Origin of the sequence: Pantoea sp. PNA 14-12, from assembly GCF_004364735.1 — a bacterium.
Taxonomy (GTDB): Bacteria; Pseudomonadota; Gammaproteobacteria; order Enterobacterales; family Enterobacteriaceae; genus Pantoea; species Pantoea stewartii.
The window spans coordinates 1,393,820-1,411,015 of sequence record NZ_SOAJ01000001.1; the positions used below are offsets into that span (position 1 = coordinate 1,393,820).

14 protein-coding genes and 1 other annotated feature are annotated in these 17,196 nt (G+C 51.8%); of the genes, 5 read left to right on the forward strand and 9 right to left on the reverse strand.

Annotated elements, in window-relative coordinates; genetic code table 11:
- Positions 1-30 precede the first annotated feature (30 nt).
- From acnA to topA, 5 genes are all read right to left on the reverse strand, one after another.
- Positions 31-2,712, reverse strand: a complete 2,682-nt coding sequence (gene acnA, locus C7434_RS06600; protein WP_033741821.1) for an aconitate hydratase AcnA — start codon at positions 2,710-2,712, stop codon at positions 31-33.
- A 398-nt stretch (positions 2,713-3,110) separates the two neighbouring features.
- On the reverse strand, positions 3,111-3,290 hold the full coding sequence (locus tag C7434_RS06605) for a hypothetical protein (protein WP_033741823.1): 180 nt from the start codon (positions 3,288-3,290) through the stop codon (positions 3,111-3,113).
- Between the two features lie 3 nt (positions 3,291-3,293).
- Positions 3,294-3,452 (reverse strand): YmiA family putative membrane protein, encoded by a 159-nt coding sequence (locus C7434_RS06610; protein ID WP_006119333.1) that lies wholly within the window; start codon positions 3,450-3,452, stop codon positions 3,294-3,296.
- Positions 3,453-3,947: 495 nt separating this feature from the next.
- A complete protein-coding gene (cysB, locus tag C7434_RS06615; protein ID WP_033741825.1) occupies positions 3,948-4,922 on the reverse strand; it encodes an HTH-type transcriptional regulator CysB in 975 nt (324 codons plus the stop codon).
- Between the two features lie 189 nt (positions 4,923-5,111).
- Complete coding sequence (topA, locus tag C7434_RS06620) at positions 5,112-7,709, reverse strand: type I DNA topoisomerase (RefSeq protein WP_006119337.1); 2,598 nt, start codon at positions 7,707-7,709, stop codon at positions 5,112-5,114.
- Between the two features lie 371 nt (positions 7,710-8,080).
- On the opposite strand from topA, the gene C7434_RS06625 reads away from it, so the two are divergent.
- On the forward strand, positions 8,081-8,329 hold the full coding sequence (locus C7434_RS06625; RefSeq protein WP_033741829.1) for a DUF2498 family protein: 249 nt from the start codon (positions 8,081-8,083) through the stop codon (positions 8,327-8,329).
- Between the two features lie 28 nt (positions 8,330-8,357).
- On the opposite strand, the gene sohB is transcribed toward C7434_RS06625, so the two are convergent.
- Positions 8,358-9,404 carry a protease SohB gene (gene sohB / locus C7434_RS06630; RefSeq protein WP_006119340.1) on the reverse strand — a complete coding sequence of 349 codons (1,047 nt, stop codon included), beginning with the start codon at positions 9,402-9,404 and terminating at the stop codon, positions 8,358-8,360.
- Between the two features lie 173 nt (positions 9,405-9,577).
- Between sohB and C7434_RS06635 the strand changes: the two genes are divergently transcribed.
- The 3 genes from C7434_RS06635 to C7434_RS06645 all read left to right on the forward strand — a co-directional run bounded on the left by C7434_RS06635 (position 9,578) and on the right by C7434_RS06645 (position 12,707).
- Positions 9,578-10,339: a YciK family oxidoreductase gene (locus tag C7434_RS06635; RefSeq protein ID WP_033741832.1), complete on the forward strand. Its 762-nt coding sequence runs from the start codon at positions 9,578-9,580 to the stop codon at positions 10,337-10,339.
- Positions 10,339-10,929, forward strand: coding sequence for a cob(I)yrinic acid a,c-diamide adenosyltransferase (cobO, locus tag C7434_RS06640; protein ID WP_033741834.1), 591 nt, complete (start codon positions 10,339-10,341; stop codon positions 10,927-10,929). Before C7434_RS06635 ends, cobO begins: the two co-directional genes overlap by 1 nt.
- 464 nt (positions 10,930-11,393) lie before the next feature.
- Entirely contained in the window at positions 11,394-12,707 is a 1,314-nt protein-coding gene (locus C7434_RS06645) for a CitMHS family transporter (protein WP_006119344.1), read from the forward strand.
- A gap of 88 nt (positions 12,708-12,795) precedes the next feature.
- Here C7434_RS06645 and rluB read toward each other — a convergent pair whose 3' ends face one another.
- Entirely contained in the window at positions 12,796-13,680 is an 885-nt protein-coding gene (gene rluB, locus C7434_RS06650; RefSeq protein ID WP_006119347.1) for a 23S rRNA pseudouridine(2605) synthase RluB, read from the reverse strand.
- A 1,079-nt stretch (positions 13,681-14,759) separates the two neighbouring features.
- Between rluB and C7434_RS06655 the strand changes: the two genes are divergently transcribed.
- Positions 14,760-15,401, forward strand: a complete 642-nt coding sequence (locus C7434_RS06655; protein ID WP_006119348.1) for a hypothetical protein — start codon at positions 14,760-14,762, stop codon at positions 15,399-15,401.
- Positions 15,402-15,406: 5 nt separating this feature from the next.
- Here C7434_RS06655 and C7434_RS06660 read toward each other — a convergent pair whose 3' ends face one another.
- Entirely contained in the window at positions 15,407-16,027 is a 621-nt protein-coding gene (locus C7434_RS06660; protein ID WP_033741837.1) for an L-threonylcarbamoyladenylate synthase, read from the reverse strand.
- A gap of 12 nt (positions 16,028-16,039) precedes the next feature.
- Complete coding sequence (locus C7434_RS06665) at positions 16,040-16,924, reverse strand: PHP domain-containing protein (RefSeq protein WP_006119350.1); 885 nt, start codon at positions 16,922-16,924, stop codon at positions 16,040-16,042.
- A 154-nt stretch (positions 16,925-17,078) separates the two neighbouring features.
- Positions 17,079-17,181, forward strand: a sequence feature (Trp leader region).
- Positions 17,182-17,196: the final 15 nt, after the last annotated feature.

Genomic DNA, 17,196 nt, shown 5'->3' on the forward strand with positions numbered 1-17,196 from the left:
AAAAAGCCGGGTTTCCCCGGCTTTTTCGTATCAGTTGAGCATATTTCGAATCACATAATGCAGAATACCGTCGTTGCGGTAATAGGTCAGCTCATTACCGGTATCAATGCGACAGCGGGTATCCAGCTTCTCTTTGCTGCCATCGGCACGCGTGATTGTCACTGGCACGGTGCAGCCCGGCGTGAGCTGTGACAGGTTCTCAACGTCAATCGACTCATCCCCTTTCAGTCCTAATGTTTTACGCGTTACGCCCTGGGGGAATTCCAGCGGTAAGATCCCCATACCGATCAGATTAGAGCGGTGGATACGTTCGAACGATTCGGCGATCACCACGCGAACGCCCTGCAGACGCGGTCCCTTCGCTGCCCAGTCACGACTCGAACCTGACCCGTACTCTTTACCGGCAATGACGGCCAGCGGCACGCCTTCGGCCTGATATTTCATCGCGGCATCGTAAATGGCCAGTTGTTCACCACTCGGATAATGTTTGGTATAGCCACCCTCAACGCCCGGCACCATTTCATTGCGGATACGAATGTTGGCAAAGGTTCCGCGCATCATGACTTCGTGGTTACCACGACGCGAGCCATAGGAATTGAAGTCATTGCGCTCGACACCATGCGCCAACAGATAGCGCCCTGCCGGGCTTTCTGCTTTGATGCTGCCTGCCGGTGAAATATGATCTGTTGTGACCGAATCCCCCAGAATAGCCAGCAAACGCGCACCACGAATGTCTTCGACCGGTTTGGGCGTTTTTTCCATGTCATCAAAGAACGGTGACAGACGGATATAGGTTGATCCTTCGTCCCAGTCATAGGTCGCGGCTTCGCTGACTTTGATCGCCTGCCATTCGGGCGTACCGTCAAAGACTTCCGCATACTCTTTGTGGTACATATCGCTGGTAACCTGCTGTACCGCTGTCGCGATTTCTTCAGGTGAAGGCCAGATATCTTTCAAAAAGACCGGCTTGCCATCCCGATCCTGTCCGAGCGGATCAGTTTGCAGGTTGATCTTCATATTCCCCGCGAGCGCATAGGCCACCACCAGCGGCGGTGAAGCCAGCCAGTTGGTTTTAATCAGCGGATGAATACGGCCTTCGAAATTACGGTTACCCGACAGCACGGCCCCTACTGTGAGGTCGCCCTCTTTAATCGCCGATTCGATCGCATCCGGCAGCGGACCGGAGTTACCGATACAGGTTGTACAGCCATAACCGACCAGATTAAAGCCCAGTTTATCGAGGAACGGCGTCAGTTGTGCGACGGCCAGATAGTCGGAAACCACTTTAGAGCCCGGGGCAAGCGATGCCTTGACCCACGGCTGACGTTTCAGGCCCCGCTCTACCGCCTTTTTCGCCAGTAAACCTGCGGCCATCAGGACACTTGGGTTTGAGGTGTTTGTACACGAGGTGATCGCCGCAATGGCCACCGCGCCGTCGGTCAGGGTATGGGAAAGTCCGGTGTCGCTGTCCGTGTAGGTGACTTCTTTGTGAGGTTTCTGCGCGTGGTTGACTTCCAGTTCATTGCTGGCGTCGAACGCCGCCGGGACATCGCCCAGGGACACGCGATCCTGTGGGCGTTTTGGTCCGGCCAGACTTGATTCAACATCATTCATGTCCAGCGCAAGACTGCTGGTGAAGACAGGTTCATCGCCCGCATTACGCCACATTCCCTGGCGTTTAGCATAATGTTCTACCAGCGCAACCTGTTCGGCATCGCGTCCGGTTAAGGTCATATAGCTCAGTGTCACTTCATCCACAGGGAAGAAACCGCAGGTGGCGCCGTATTCCGGTGCCATATTGGCGATGGTTGCGCGGTCCGCCAGCGGCAGATCGGCCAGGCCATCACCATAGAATTCTACAAATTTGCCCACCACGCCGTGCTTACGCAACATTTGCGTCACCGTTAGCACCAGATCGGTCGCGGTAATGCCCGGCCGCAGTTTGCCAGTGAGTTTGAAGCCCACGACATCCGGGATCAGCATAGACACCGGTTGCCCCAGCATCGCCGCTTCGGCTTCAATCCCGCCGACGCCCCATCCCAGCACGCCAAGCGCATTGATCATCGTGGTATGAGAATCCGTCCCGACTAAGGTGTCCGGCCAGGCATAGGTTTCGCCGTTTATCTGCTGCTGCCAGATTGCTTTCCCCAGGTATTCAAGGTTTACCTGGTGACAGATCCCGGTCCCCGGTGGCACCACCCGGAACTGGTCAAAGGCTTTCTGGCCCCAGCGCAGGAAGACGTAACGCTCATGGTTGCGTTCCATCTCAAGCCGCACGTTCTCTTCAAAGGCATCGTCGTCGCCAAAATGGTCAACGGTGACGGAGTGGTCAATGACCAGATCGACCGGGGACAGTGGGTTGACTTTATTCACGTCTCCACCCAGTCGGTTCACCGCTTCGCGCATCGCGGCTAAATCAACAACGGCGGGTACGCCGGTGAAATCCTGCATTAAAACACGGGCCGGGCGGTAAGCAATTTCCCTGTCGGCGTGGCCGGTTTTTTGCCAGTCAACCAGCGCCTGAATATCTTCCTCAGTGACTGAGTCGCCATCCTGCCAGCGCAACAGGTTTTCTAACAGCACTTTGAGGGATTTAGGCAACCGATCAATGTTACCGAGATGTTGTGAAGCGCGAGGTAGACTGAAGATGTGATAGTTGTGATTATCTACCTGCAGTGTTTCCTGACTCTGCTCGCGTAGGGATGACGACATAGCTCCTCCTTTATAATACATGGTCTTTAAACCTCAGAGACAACAAGGTTTAGTATAAAGATAGACCACTTTTTTGTTAACGTTTTGATTACAACACAGATTGCTACAATCGGACGCAAACAAAAATGCCCCGCAATGTTGCGAGGCATTATTGAGAAAGAGACACGTTTAAATTATAGCGCTGCCCAGAGCGCTGCCATCCACACGGTAAATGAGAACGCATAAGCACTAAACCAGGTCATTTTAATCATATTCATAGCAATACTCCTGCGTAGAAAGGGCAATAAAAGCCGTACTCGCATCCTGATAAGGGATGACATCATTTATGCAACGTGTGAAGAGCGCTTAATTAAGTCAGAAAGACAGAAGAAATGTCGAAAGAAAAACGCGATGTAAAATTATTTTGTTTTCGGGTCCAGAAAGGACTCGATGAAATTACGCTGATGCTCGTTGAGATCCCAACTTTCGGGGATAGTCACTTTTTCCGCCTTTGCAACCGGCTCTTTCGCTTTATAGCCAGAGAGACGATGCTGACGAGTCGTCATGGTGTGCTTATGGCAGAGTGCGTTTGCCCACATGGCTTAACCCCAGATGCGCCAAATCATTAATGCTACAACCACCCAGAACAGCGCTGAGGCAGCGAACACAGTTAACCAGGCATTGCGACGAGTGTTACCTGTACGCTTAACCTTGGTGCTTTTAGCCGGGAAGCCCGGATCAACAGTCAGTCTCGTAGCCATAGTTTTTGATAATCACTCTCAATAAAACGATTGATAACATCGATTAAGATTTAGGAGGAATCCTAAACCCGTTAAGGCCAAAAATCCAGTCATTTTTATTGCACAAAACGATTAACGCAATTTATCAAAAATGTAAAATTACTTAAGTAACGATTAATGACTTATTACCCATACTATTAAAACCCGCCTGACAAAAATTTGAGTTAATTTAACTTCAGATCCAGTCATTACTAAAGACCGTGTTAACTAACCCCTAAATAAAAGCTTCTCCATCAAGCGTTAACTGGAGTATGGGAATAATCCTGGCAGCCCGCAAAGAAATCGCGTCAAAAATGTGTCGTATTTCGCATTTAAGATACAGCAAGCTTTAAACATGTGATCGACGTTACATTTACAAAAAGATAATGAAACTTCTCAATATAAACATGGCGCTAACATTCTTGCATAAAAAAGGCTGCACTAAGCAGCCTGAGAATACGCGACGACAGATAACCGTTACTTAAACGGCAGCTTGATATCTTTAAACATGGCCTCAATGTCCTCGTTGGAACGCAACGCTACAGCCGTATCCACGACATCGCGCGTCAGATGAGGAGCGAAGCGCTGGATGAAGTCATACATATAACTGCGCAGGAAGGTGCTGCGGCGGAAACCAATCTTCGTCGTACTGTTGGTGAAGATTTCAGAGGCTTCAATTCTGACGAGGTCAGGATCAGCAACGGGATCCACCGCCATACTCGCAATCACCCCTACGCCCAGCCCCAGGCGAACATACGTTTTAATGACGTCGGCATCCGTTGCGGTAAAGACGATACGTGGCGTCAACCCCGCGCGCATAAAGGCGGTATCCAGCTCGGAGCGTCCGGTGAAGCCGAAGGTATAGGTTACCAGCGGAAAATCGGCCAGCTCCTCTATCGTCACCTGCCCTTTTCCCGCCAGCGGATGGTCTGGCGTGACCACGATAGCGCGGTTCCAGTGATAGCACGGTAGCATAATGAGATCGTCGTAGAGGTGGAGCGCTTCCGTGGCAATTGCAAAGTCTGCGTTGCCTTTAGAAACCGCCTCGGCAATCTGCGTTGGTGAACCCTGATGCATATGCAGCGAGACACGTGGATAACGTTCGATAAAGCCCTTAATCACGCCGGGCAGCGCATAGCGCGCCTGAGTGTGCGTAGTGGCAACATATAACGAGCCTTTATCCGGCCAGGTATGTTCACCTGCGACAGATTTAATGGCATCCACTTTGGAAAGCACTTCGCGCGCAATGCGAATGATTTCTTCACCGGCGGGCGTAACCTGCGTCAGGTGCTTACCGCTGCGGGCGAAAATCTGCACCCCAAGCTCATCCTCCAGCATACGGACCTGCTTACTGATGCCCGGCTGCGAAGTGTAAAGCCCTTCTGCTGTCGATGAAACATTCAGGTTGTGGTTCACGACTTCTACGATATAGCGCAACTGCTGTAATTTCATATCTGTTGTTATCCTGGTCGGTTACAGAGTCGCATCCCCGGGTGGCGTACTGTCGCCCAGGCGGGTGAAAGGTGCTGAGCAGAAAGAAGGGATCGGAAATGCTATAACCACTATAGCATTTTAAGTATCAATGTAGAACGGAATGATATAAGGCGGGGAAAAAAGGCCAGCAATGCTGGCCTTACAGGGTTACTTTTTCGCTTCCTGCCACTTGCCGTCAATGTAAAACGCTGACCAGCCTGTCGCTTTGCCGTCTTTTTCAGACGCCACATACTGCTGTTTCGTTTTACGGCTAAAGCGCACCAGCGTCTTGTTGCCTTCCGGATCGGTTGCTGGCGCTTCGGCCAGATATTTCAACTTCTCAGGTAAACGGTCGTGGAAACGCTGCAGCTCTTCCACCAACGGTGCGCGGGTTTCACGCGATTTGGGGAAGGTATTGGCGGCCAGGAACACACCGGCAGCACCGTCACGCAACACAAAATACGCATCCGATTTTTCACACGGCAGTTCGGGCAGCGGCACGGGATCTTCTTTCGGCGGGGCGACATCGCCATTACGCAAAATCTTACGGGTGTTCTTACAGTCATCATTGGTACAGGCCATGTATTTACCGAAACGCCCCATTTTCAGGTGCATTTCAGAACCACATTTTTCGCACTCGACGACCGGACCATCGTAGCCCTTGATACGAAACTCCCCTTCTTCGATTTCATAACCATCGCACTCAGGGTTGTTACCGCAAACGTGCAGCTTGCGTCCGTTATCAATCAGATAGCTGTCCATCGCTGTGCCACATTTCTGGCAACGACGACGGGCACGCAGCGCGTTGGTTTCGGCATCGTCCCCTTCCAGAATATTCAGAACTTCATTTTCCGGAATCAGGTTGATAGTTTGCTTGCAACGCTCTTTCGGCGGTAACGCATAGCCTGAACACCCCAGGAAAACACCGGTGCTGGCTGTCCGAATCCCCATTTTACGGCCGCAGGTTGGGCAGTCGATGGAGGTCAGGACCATCTGATTCGGCTGCATTCCGCCTTCTTCCGGATCTTTCTCAGCCTGTTCCAGTTGCTGGCTGAAATCGGAGAAGAAGCGATCCAGAACCGCCTTCCACTCCGCCTGATTGTTGGCGACCTGGTCGAGGCTGTTTTCCATGTGAGCGGTAAAGTCGTAATTCATCAGCTCGCGGAAGTTCTCTTCCAGACGATCGGTGACAATTTCGCCCATTTTTTCAGCGTAAAAGCGGCGGTTTTCCACCCTGACGTAGCCACGATCCTGGATAGTGGAAATGATGGCCGCATAGGTCGAAGGACGGCCGATACCGCGTTTTTCCAGCTCACGGACCAGTGAAGCTTCACTAAAGCGGGCCGGTGGCTTGGTAAAGTGCTGGCTGGGTAACAGGTCCTGCAGGCTCAGCTCATCGCCAACGTTAACCGGCGGTAAAGTACGATCCTCATCATTCTTACGCAGCGCAGGCATGACTTTGGTCCAGCCGTCAAAGCGCAGCGTACGCCCTTTGGCCTTCAGTTTGTAATCCCCTGCCGTGACTGTCAGCGTGGTCGAATCGTACTGTGCCGGTGTCATCTGACAGGCGACAAACTGACGCCAGATAAGCTGATACAGTTTCTGCGCATCCGCTTCCATATCTTTGAGCTGCTCGGCCAGCACTTCCACATCTGATGGACGGATGGCTTCATGCGCTTCCTGCGAATTCTCTTTGCTGGCGAAGGTATTCGCCGCATCGGGCAGGTACTTTTTACCAAAATGGCCTTCAATGTAGCCGCGCACCATCGAAACCGCATCCTGGCTCAGGTTCGTGGAATCGGTACGCATATAGGTGATATGGCCCGCTTCATACAGGCGCTGCGCCATCATCATGGTCTTTTTCACGCCAAAGCCCAGCCGGGTACTCGCCGCCTGCTGCAACGTGGAGGTAATAAACGGCGCGCCGGGTTTGCTGCTGGTTGGCTTGTCTTCACGGTCCGTGACCGCAAAGCGCGCTTTTTCCAGCAGAGCCAGCGCGGCGTGCGTCTGGTCGTGATTGACCGGACGGAACGGTTTATCGCCCGCATGAGTGACGTCCATCGTCAGCTCATCGCCCTTCGGCGTGGTCAGGTTAGCGCTCAGTTCCCAGTACTCTTCGGGCACAAAAGCTTTGATTTCACGCTCACGCTCAACCACTAACCGGACAGCAACAGACTGCACGCGACCGGCAGACAGGCCTCGCGCGATTTTTTTCCATAATAACGGGGATACCATGTACCCCACGACACGGTCCATAAAGCGGCGTGCCTGCTGTGCATTGACGCGGTCAATGTTGAGTTCGCCCGGCGTTTCAAACGCCTGGCGAATCGCATTTTTGGTGATCTCATTGAACACCACGCGGCTAAAGCGCTTATCGTCACCCCCGATCACTTCCCGCAGGTGCCACGCAATGGCTTCCCCTTCGCGGTCAAGGTCGGTTGCGAGATAGATATGGTCGGCGTTCTCGGCTAAAGCTTTGAGTTCCGCTACCACTTTCTCTTTATTGGGCAGGATTTGATAATCCGCTTCCCAGCCGTGATAGGGATCAACGCCCATACGACTGACCAGTGCGGCTTTCTCATCCTTCTTAACTTTTTTGGCTTTCTTATCTGTCGGGGTTTCAGCACTTTTTTTGGCGGTTGAACCACTGGTCGGCAGATCCCGGATATGGCCCACGCTGGATTTCACCACGTAGCCACTGCCGAGGTATTTATTGATTGTTTTAGCCTTTGCCGGGGACTCAACAATAACGAGTGCTTTACCCATATTTACCTTTACCTAATGAATACATCCTGCTCAACGGGAGAGGATTGGACGCCCTGAAAACCCATCGGGTTCAATATTGCTACGCCTGTTTGGTATTTCAAGACGTGGGGCTCAATCTCTGGTCAGTCGATTCTTTACAGTGCAACTTTATGATAAAAATCGCTTTTTCTGCCTGACTTAATCGCACTTCCCGGTGCAATATCCCTGGAATCTGAAACGCCCACACTGTACCTGATAAAATCTGTTACGCAACTTAATTAGCATCTGGTGTGAGGAAAGCCCTTTTTTTACCCCTGCCCACGATTTGTCGAACAGTGCAGTACGGAAGTAATATAGAAAGAATTATCAGACTGTCAAAAAGGCACAGACATATGCAGAATCTGACTGAGGGAGTGTCGTCCCAGGCACTGTTAGACATCGCTAACGCGATGCTCAGGGAACATGATGATTTTATCGCCGGTATTGAAGCTACTGCCGTCAGCCAGCAGGGCGACGTGCTGGTGTTTAAAGGGCCGTACTTTTTGGACGCGGAAGGCCTGCCGACCGCAAAAACCACGGCGGTGTTCAACCTGTTCAAACACCTGGCCGTTCTGCTGTCACCCCGTTATCACCTGGTATAAAAAACCCGGCCTGAGCCGGGTCGATGCATCATAAAAACCGTTTGTCGCTGCGCTGCCACCATTTGAGCATAATGCGCTCAAGCACCTGCCCTGCGCTTTGCGTCAGGCGATCGATTTTTGAACGACGGCGCACATACGTCACGCCCAGTACCGTGAATTTCGCCATATTCGCGATAATGAGATCGTCACTGGTCGAAATGCGATCGATCAGACCCAGTCCAAGCGCCTGCCGGCCATACCAGTGCTCGCCGGTTGCCACCCGGTCAATGTCGAGGGAAGGACGCATTTCATGAACAAACTGTTTAAACAACAGGTGGGTTTCGTTCAAATCCTGCTGAAACTTTTCACGTCCTTCTTCGGTGTTTTCACCAAACAGCGTCAGCGTACGTTTGTACTGACCCGCCGTGTGTAACTCAACGTCAATGTCATTACGTTTCAACAGACGGTTGAAGTTAGGGATTTGCGCGACAACCCCGATGGAACCGATGACGGCAAAAGGCGCGGCCACGATGGTATTGGCCACACAGGCCATCATATAGCCGCCGCTCGCCGCCACTTTGTCCACGGCCGCTGTCAGGTTCAACCCGGCATCACGCAGGCGCTGCAATTGTGACGCCGCCAGGCCATAACCGTGAACCATGCCGCCCGGGCTTTCCAGACGCAGTAACACTTCATCGCCCGGCTGGGCAACCGCCAGAATGGCTGAAATTTCTTCGCGTAGCGATTTCACTTCACTGGCATCGATGCTGCCATTGAAATTAAGCACGTACAACGTGGGTTTTACGGTGTCGACATTGCCCTGCTTCGCGTCGCGTTTCTCTGCTTTCGCCTTCTGTTTTTCGGCCTTTTTATGGTTTTTTAACCACAGTTTTTGCGCCTGCGGTTTCATTTTCTCAAGCTGCAACGCCTCTTTCATCTTGTTGTAATCGTCATCTAACCGCGTTAATCGCAGTTGTCCGCCCGGGTGACGTTTACGCTGAGCGGCATGCACAACAATCATGACGATGGCAGCAATGGCAACGACCACCGTCACCGCTTTTGCTAAAAACAATCCATAACTCAAAAGAAGATCCATCATGTCGCCTTATTAAACAGAGGATTACTGACAAACGCCTAGTTTAACGGGTTTATGCTACTGCGTCGCCTGAAATGCCAGCATCTGGCACAGATTGTCCCTATTGCTAATTGCGTCGTGCCCTGAATTAGGGCATAAAGCGAAAAACCCAGACGTTGCGGGAGGTTCCCAACATGCATTATCAACCGAAAGATGATCTACTTGCCCATCGCATTATCCTGGTGACGGGTGCTTCTGACGGCATTGGACGCGAAGCGGCCCTGACCTACGCACGCTTCGGCGCGGAGGTGATTTTACTGGGGCGCAGCGCTGAAAAGCTGCAGCAGACAGAAGCGTTGATAAACCAACTGAATAAGCGCCCTGCCCATTCGGTGGTATTGGATCTTTCAGACGCCACGCCGGCACACTGTGCGCAGCTAGCGCAGGAACTGGCGCAAACATTCTCCCGTCTGGATGGTGTGTTACATAACGCCAGTATCTTAGGTGAGATTGTTCCGCTGGCCGACCTGGATCCGCAAACCTGGCAACAGGTCATGAAAATTAATGTTGATGCCACGTTTTACCTCACCCAGGCGCTATTGCCGTTGCTGCTCAAATCCGAAAGCGGCTCACTGGTATTCACGACGTCAAGTGTGGGCCGTACCGGGCGCGCGGGTTGGGGTGCCTACGCGGTATCAAAGTTCGCCACAGAAGGCATGATGCAGGTGCTGGCCGACGAGTATAAAAATCAGGCATTGCGGGTTAACTGTATTAATCCCGGTGGTACGCGTACGAAAATGCGCGCCAGTGCGTTTCCTCAGGAAGACGCCGGTAAACTCAAAACGCCTGCCGATATCATGCCCCTTTACCTCTATTTAATGGGCGATGACAGCCGCCGTAAAACCGGTATGAGCTTCGATGCGCAGCCAGGCAGAAAACCCGGGGCCGCAGAGTAATGACCAGCGATCGTCATCAACAGCGGCAACAGCGTCTGAAAGAACAGGTGGATGCCCGCATTGCTGCCGCTCAGCAAGTCAGAGGCATTTTGATGGTGTTTACCGGAAACGGTAAAGGGAAAACCACCGCTGCGTTTGGCACGGCTCTACGCGCCTGCGGGCATGGCAAACGTGCCGCGGCCATTCAGTTCATTAAGGGAGAATGGCCCAACGGCGAACGCAACCTTCTGGCCCGGCACGGAGTGGAGTTTCAGGTAATGGCCACGGGTTTCACCTGGGAAACGCAAAATCGCCAGACCGACACAGCGGCCTGCCTGGCCGTCTGGGAACATGCCAGACGCATGCTGTCGGATGACACGCTTGATTTAGTGATTCTGGATGAGATCACCTACATGATCAGTATGGATTATCTGTCACTCGACGAGCTGGTAACCGCTCTGCAAGGCCGTCCTGCCCACCAAAGCGTCATCCTTACGGGTCGGGGTTGCCATCGCACCTTACTGGATATGGCTGACACCGTGACGGAAATGCGCCCGGTGAAACATGCCTTTGACGCCGGTATCCAGGCACAGCAGGGAATAGACTGGTAGCCTTTACCGCAGGCTGGCTGCCCTTATGCATCCGGCCTGCTTATCTTACGCTGTGCCCCCTCTGTACTTCCTTTTCCCTGTTTATCGGCCTGCATGCCCGCTTATTGTTATTGCAGCCCGGCACAGCTGGTCCTCAGGGCTTTTCCCGCTTTTATTTTCCATTCATGTTAATTTTGCGAAACGTTTTACGCGCCTTTTCCAGAAACCCTGCCTGCAAACCGGCGTCATCCGCCGCCGCCATGATTGATCTCAATCACATATTTTTACCGTTGAGAGACGTAAAACCGATCGGGATCACTCTTCAATGTTAAATAAATGATAAAAAATATTTAGCTTTAATATCATCCCATTGCACGTGGTTAATCAAATCAACAGGTTAATCATTACCGTGCTAATCGATTCCATAATTAAATGTTCTTTCTGATAATAATTGAATAACTTTTGCCAATAAGAGGGCTCTTATTTTGCTGACCATACTGGGCTTTACGATGGTGGTTTGTTTCATGTATCTGATCATGACCAAACGCATGTCAGCGCTAATCGCGCTCATTCTTATCCCGACGCTTTTTGCGCTTATCGGCGGGTTTTATCACGGACTTGGGGAAATGATGCTGAACGGGGTCAAAACGCTGGCTCCGACGGGTGTGATGCTGACGTTTTCTATTCTCTATTTCGGCCTGATGATCGATGCCGGACTGTTTGATCCGCTGGTGCGTTTCATCCTGAAAATTGTGCGTGGCGACCCGCTTAAAGTGCTGGTCGGTACCGCTGTATTAACCTTGCTGGTCTCGCTGGATGGCGACAGTTCCACCACCTACATGATTGCTATTGCCGCGTTTCTTCCCCTCTACCGGAAACTGGGCATGAATGTGCTGGCAATGACCTGCCTGGTTAACCTGGCCAGCGGCATCATGAACCTGTCGCCGTGGGGAGGCCCCACTGCCCGCGCGGCGGCCGCGCTGCGCATTGATGCGCTGGATATATTCATTCCCATGCTACCGGCCATCCTTATCGCCTGTGTTGCTCTTGTCGGTCTGGCCTTCGTGTTTGGGCTACAGGAACGTAAACGTCTGGGCGTCATGCGCATCAGCGACGACCATCTGAATAATATCGAACTGGGCCTGGGTGATGCAGACGAATGCGCAGCAAATCGCCGGCCCAAAATGTTCTGGCCAAACTTTATTCTGACCACGGTACTGCTGGTGCTTCTGGTGGTGGGTGCCATGCCCATCCAGATTCTGTTTATGCTGGCTTTTGCAATTGCCGTCATGCTTAATTACCCCTCGCTTGAAGAGCAAAAAGCCCGTATCGGTTCACACGCCAGTAATGTGCTGGCAGTGACTGCCTTGATTTTTGCGGCAGGTATTTTTACCGGCATACTGTCAGGTACCGGCATGGTGGACGCCATGGCGAAAAGTCTGCTGGCCTTTATTCCGCACAGTTTCGGACCTTATCTTGCGCTATTTACCGCCCTGATCAGTCTGCCGTTTACCTTTTTTATGTCCAACGATGCTTTCTACTTTGGCATTCTGCCTGTCATCGCGCAGACGGCCGCCAGCTATGGCATTTCAGCAGAAGAAATTGCCCGAGCCTCCATTGTGGGCCAACCCTTCCATCTGCTGAGTCCACTGGTGCCGTCGGTCTATCTGTTAGTCGGTCTGGCCAAAGTGGATATCGGTGACCATCAACGTTTTGCCATAAAATGGGGGATTTTGATTAGCCTGGTGCTGATGGCGGGCGGCTTAGTAACCGGCGCGTTTCCCCTCTTCCACCGGTAAGATGTCCGGGAGCGTCAGCCAGAAAGTAAAAAGCCGCAACAGACGATGTTGCGGCTTTTTTATAGCCTTATATCAACCCGGCAGGCACTCAGGTTGCGTTGCGTTTGCTACTGGCATTACGACGAGCGGGTCTGCCACTGGCCTGACTGTGGCGTTTCACGGCCCGACGAATCTGATTGGCTTTTGTACGACGGCGATCTTTCTCAACCGCCAGTTTGGTGACGGTTTCGTCATCCATTCCTACCAGATTGCGCAGATAATTTACCGCAGGCAGATCCAGTTCCATCCAGCCACCGCGTGGTACACCTTTTGGCAAGGTGATGTCGCCATAGCGGACACGCATCAGGCGGCTGACCTGCACACCCACGGCTTCCCATAAACGGCGAACTTCACGGTTGCGTCCTTCAGTCAGGGTAACGTTGTACCACTGGTTGATGCCTTCTCCACCCGCAAAACGCAATGTTTTGAACGCTGCCGGACCATCTTCCAGTTGCACACCTTTACTGAGCTGACGAATTTTGTCATCGTCAACCTGGCCAAACACGCGCACCGCGTATTCACGTTCCACTTCCCGGCTGGGATGCATCAGGCGGTTAGCCAGTTCACCATCCGTTGTAAAAAGCATGAGTCCACAGGTATTCACGTCAAGGCGGCCAACGGCAATCCAGCGTGAACCGCGCAGGCGCGGCAGACGATCGAAGACCGTAGGCCGCCCTTCAGGATCGCTGCGTGTGCAGAGTTCACCTTCAGGTTTGTAATACGCCAGCACACGGCACACTTCTGTTGCAGATTCAGCAATCGATACCAGATGGCCATCAATACGGATTTTCAGGGCTTTATTGTTTTCGATGCGATCGCCGAGTGTGGCAAGCTTACCGTCAACGCTCACGCGTCCGGCCGCAATCATCGCTTCAATTTCACGACGCGAACCGTGACCGGCACGCGCTAAAACCTTTTGTAACTTCTCGCTCATGGAGCTACCTCATTGTCGCCTTCCCAGGCGTCGGATGGATTAGGTAATTAAACCTTTAAAATCAATAGGTTATATTTTCCTGTTGGCCCCATTATACAGCATGTCTGAGGCATTGTAACCCGTAATGTGCCGCCCGGAAGCGGCGTACGGGGCCTGGCTGCTGACCCGTGCCTTACGACACCTGTCCCGGGCGTGACGATCCCTACGCGCTCACGCCTGGTCCGGTTAAGATCTGGTCGAATTAGATGGCTGCGTTGCGTCCTGGTGATCGCGCGAGAAGATCATTATAAGCACACACGTTTATTTAGGGTAATTAAGTCAAATGACACAATCGTAGCAGGGGAAAATATTATCTGAATGTCACACTTGGTTACTTCATTTTAATTAATGTTACTTATCGCAGCTATTGGCTTTATTTCCGTCTTTACTCCCTCTTATAAATCATTTCCTGCCAAAACCGGTAGCGCATTAATGATTAAGTCTCCAGGTATCTGGCCTGACACTTTTCATTAACGGCTCACACTCAGTCGGCGCGCTAAACAGTTTTATTTTTGTGGCTGTTTACAAAAAAATAAAAACAAAATACCGCTACTTAAGTCAAATAAAATCATTGTGGGCCCCGGCAGCCCTCTGTTAGCCCGCCTCGCATCTTCAATGCACCCTGTTTACTCTATTATCAACAGGTTGCGTCGGGAAAAGCTATACAACATAAAAATCACTGTACAATTTTATTCATCAGCCGATAATGAAAGAATAATAAGGTGGTCATCACCCTGTTTTTTATCATTAAGTCCGCAATGACTTTTTTTTCTACCCTCGTAAAGTTAAAAAAAATTGGACTATTGCAATCTATTGCCGATAACACATTATGCGACCGGACAGTGAGCAGATTTTAATCCGTACGGTGTCAGTTATTTCTGACTCGGGCATTAAATTGCAGCACGCTAAAGGGTTGTTATTAATCTTAATACTGGCGCATCGGGAAACGCTGCGTTAATACGGCTCACGATGAGCTTTAATTTGCATGTCCTTAATCTTCACCAGGGATTTTACTGGCATGCTTAAGCGAAGACACCACCATGAAAAAACGTTTTGTAAGTTCAGCGTTGATTGCGTTGGCGCTGAGCGGTTGTTCCGTGGGCCATACCGAGTACAGCCGAACGGCAATGCAGCACGTGGATATGAGCGTGACAGGCATTCCGACGATTCTGGGTTTAGGCACGCTGGGCACCACTATTCCGTTGACGCCTGAATACAGCCTGACTGCCGCGCATGTGGCAAAATTTGCCGTGCAGCGCGTGAAGTCTTATCACCCTTACTGCGACCTTGCGATTATTTATCACAAGAATCCGCCTGATACGCTGGCTCACTTCCGCAGCACCGATATTGGCGATCACGTAAAGATGTACGGTTACAGCTATATTTCGGCGCTACCTGTTGAATCAAAAGGTGTGAATCTCGCACGCACCGCCATTCGTAACCTCTGGAATAAAAGTCCGTGCATCGCGATGGCTTCCAATGCTGGCGTGGTTCAGGGGATGTCTGGCGGTGGGGTCTTCAATAGTGACGATACCATCGGCGGCGTGATCGTCGGGTATTCCGATTCAATTAAAAATGGCCGTAGCGGGAAAGTGATACTGAAAGATGTGTCACTCTATATCCCTTACGGCCAGTTTAAAAACTGGTTACAGGCGACGATTCCTGACACCCGTAAAACCTGAATGGCTTACATAAAAGGCGTTGTGTCGCCAGCGCCTTCACGGACAATTTCAGGGGCATCACTGGTCAAATCAATCACGGTGGTAGGCTGCTGTCCCAGCGTGCCGCCGTCAATGATTAAGTCCACCAGCTTACCAATACTCTGCTGAATGTCTTCCGGATCAGATTCAGTGAAATCATTGCCTGGCAGAATCAAGGATGTCGACATCATCGGTTCATTAAGCGCTTCCAGTAACGCCAGGGCCACTGGATTCGACGGGACACGTAAACCAATGGTTTTACGTTTCTCGTTCATCAGACGGCGCGGGACTTCTTTCGTCGCCTTCAGAATAAACGTGTAATTGCCCGGCGTGTTATTTTTAATCAGGCGGAACGCGCTGTTGCCCACCTGTGAATACACCGACAACTCAGACAAATCGCGGCACATCAGTGTGAAATTATGATGGCCATCGAGTTGTCGTATACGGCAAATGCGCTCCATCGCGCCTTTTTCTTCCAGACGACATCCCAGGGCATAGCCTGAGTCGGTCGGATAAACAATCACGCCACCTTTGTTCAGGTACTCCACAGCCTGGTTAATCAGACGCGGTTGCGGATTATCCGGATGAATATGAAACAGTTGACTCATAAAAACCTCTTGTCACCTTTCCGTGCATTCAGCAGCCGGAGCCAGTGCGGGAAAGCGTTCCCAGACGGGTTCTACGGCTGCGGGTAACCACAGTTTGCGGCCTAACTCAATCCACGGGCAGGGTTGATGAAAATCAGAACCTTGCGATGCGGCCAGATCGTTATCCCGGGCGTACCCGGCTAACGTGGTACGCTCATCGGGTGCCTGCTGACATTGTGCCACCTCGATAGCATCACCCCCCGCAGCGCGAAAATACGCGATCAGGCGTTTCAGCCATTTTGCCGACAATCCGTAGCGTCCCGGATGAGCCAGCACCGCACAGCCACCAGAATGGTGAATGGCATCAATGGCTTGATTAATTGTACACCATTGCGGCGGCACGTAGCCGGTTTTGCCTCGGGCCAGATAATTTTTGAATACCTGCGCCATAGTGCTCGCTTTGCCAACCTCAACCAGATAGCGGGCAAAATGTCCCCGCGTGATCATTCCCCCTTCGGCTAAACGCAGGGCGCCCGCCAGTGCATCGGGAATCTGGGCTTTTTCAAGCCGCTCAGCAATGCGTTGGGCGCGTTCCAGTCGCGTCGTATACTGACCAGCGAGGAACTGCGTCATGACGGGATGATGAATATCGATATTTAATCCAACAATATGGATCTCATGATTTTCCCACAGCGTGGAAATCTCGACGCCGGCTATGACATTGACTGGCAACGAAGCACGTAATGCGGCCTGCTGTGCCTCGGCGACGCCCGCCACGGTATCATGATCGGTAATGGCCAGCACACCTACGCGCATTTCAACCGCACGCTCGACCAGCGCCTGCGGGGATAGCAATCCATCGGAAGCCCGTGTATGACTATGTAGATCGTAAAGCGGAAAACGGGCGATATCGCTCAAAACAACTCCTGCTGGCGATGGAACAGGTCAGCATGATAACGATTTTATGGGTCACTGAAAAAGTGTATTGACATTTTTGTCACGAACCAGTTAACTAGTACACAAGTTCACCGCAGACGGGTATGTGTTTATGAAAATGGTTATTACGCTTTTCACTGGTTGGTGGCGCAATGTTTCCCGGTCGGGCGGCGTTGTCGTGCACACTTAGCGTAAACCTGTGCAGATACCTGAGCCCGCCAACAAGCGGGCTTTTTTTTGGACGACATTCAGAG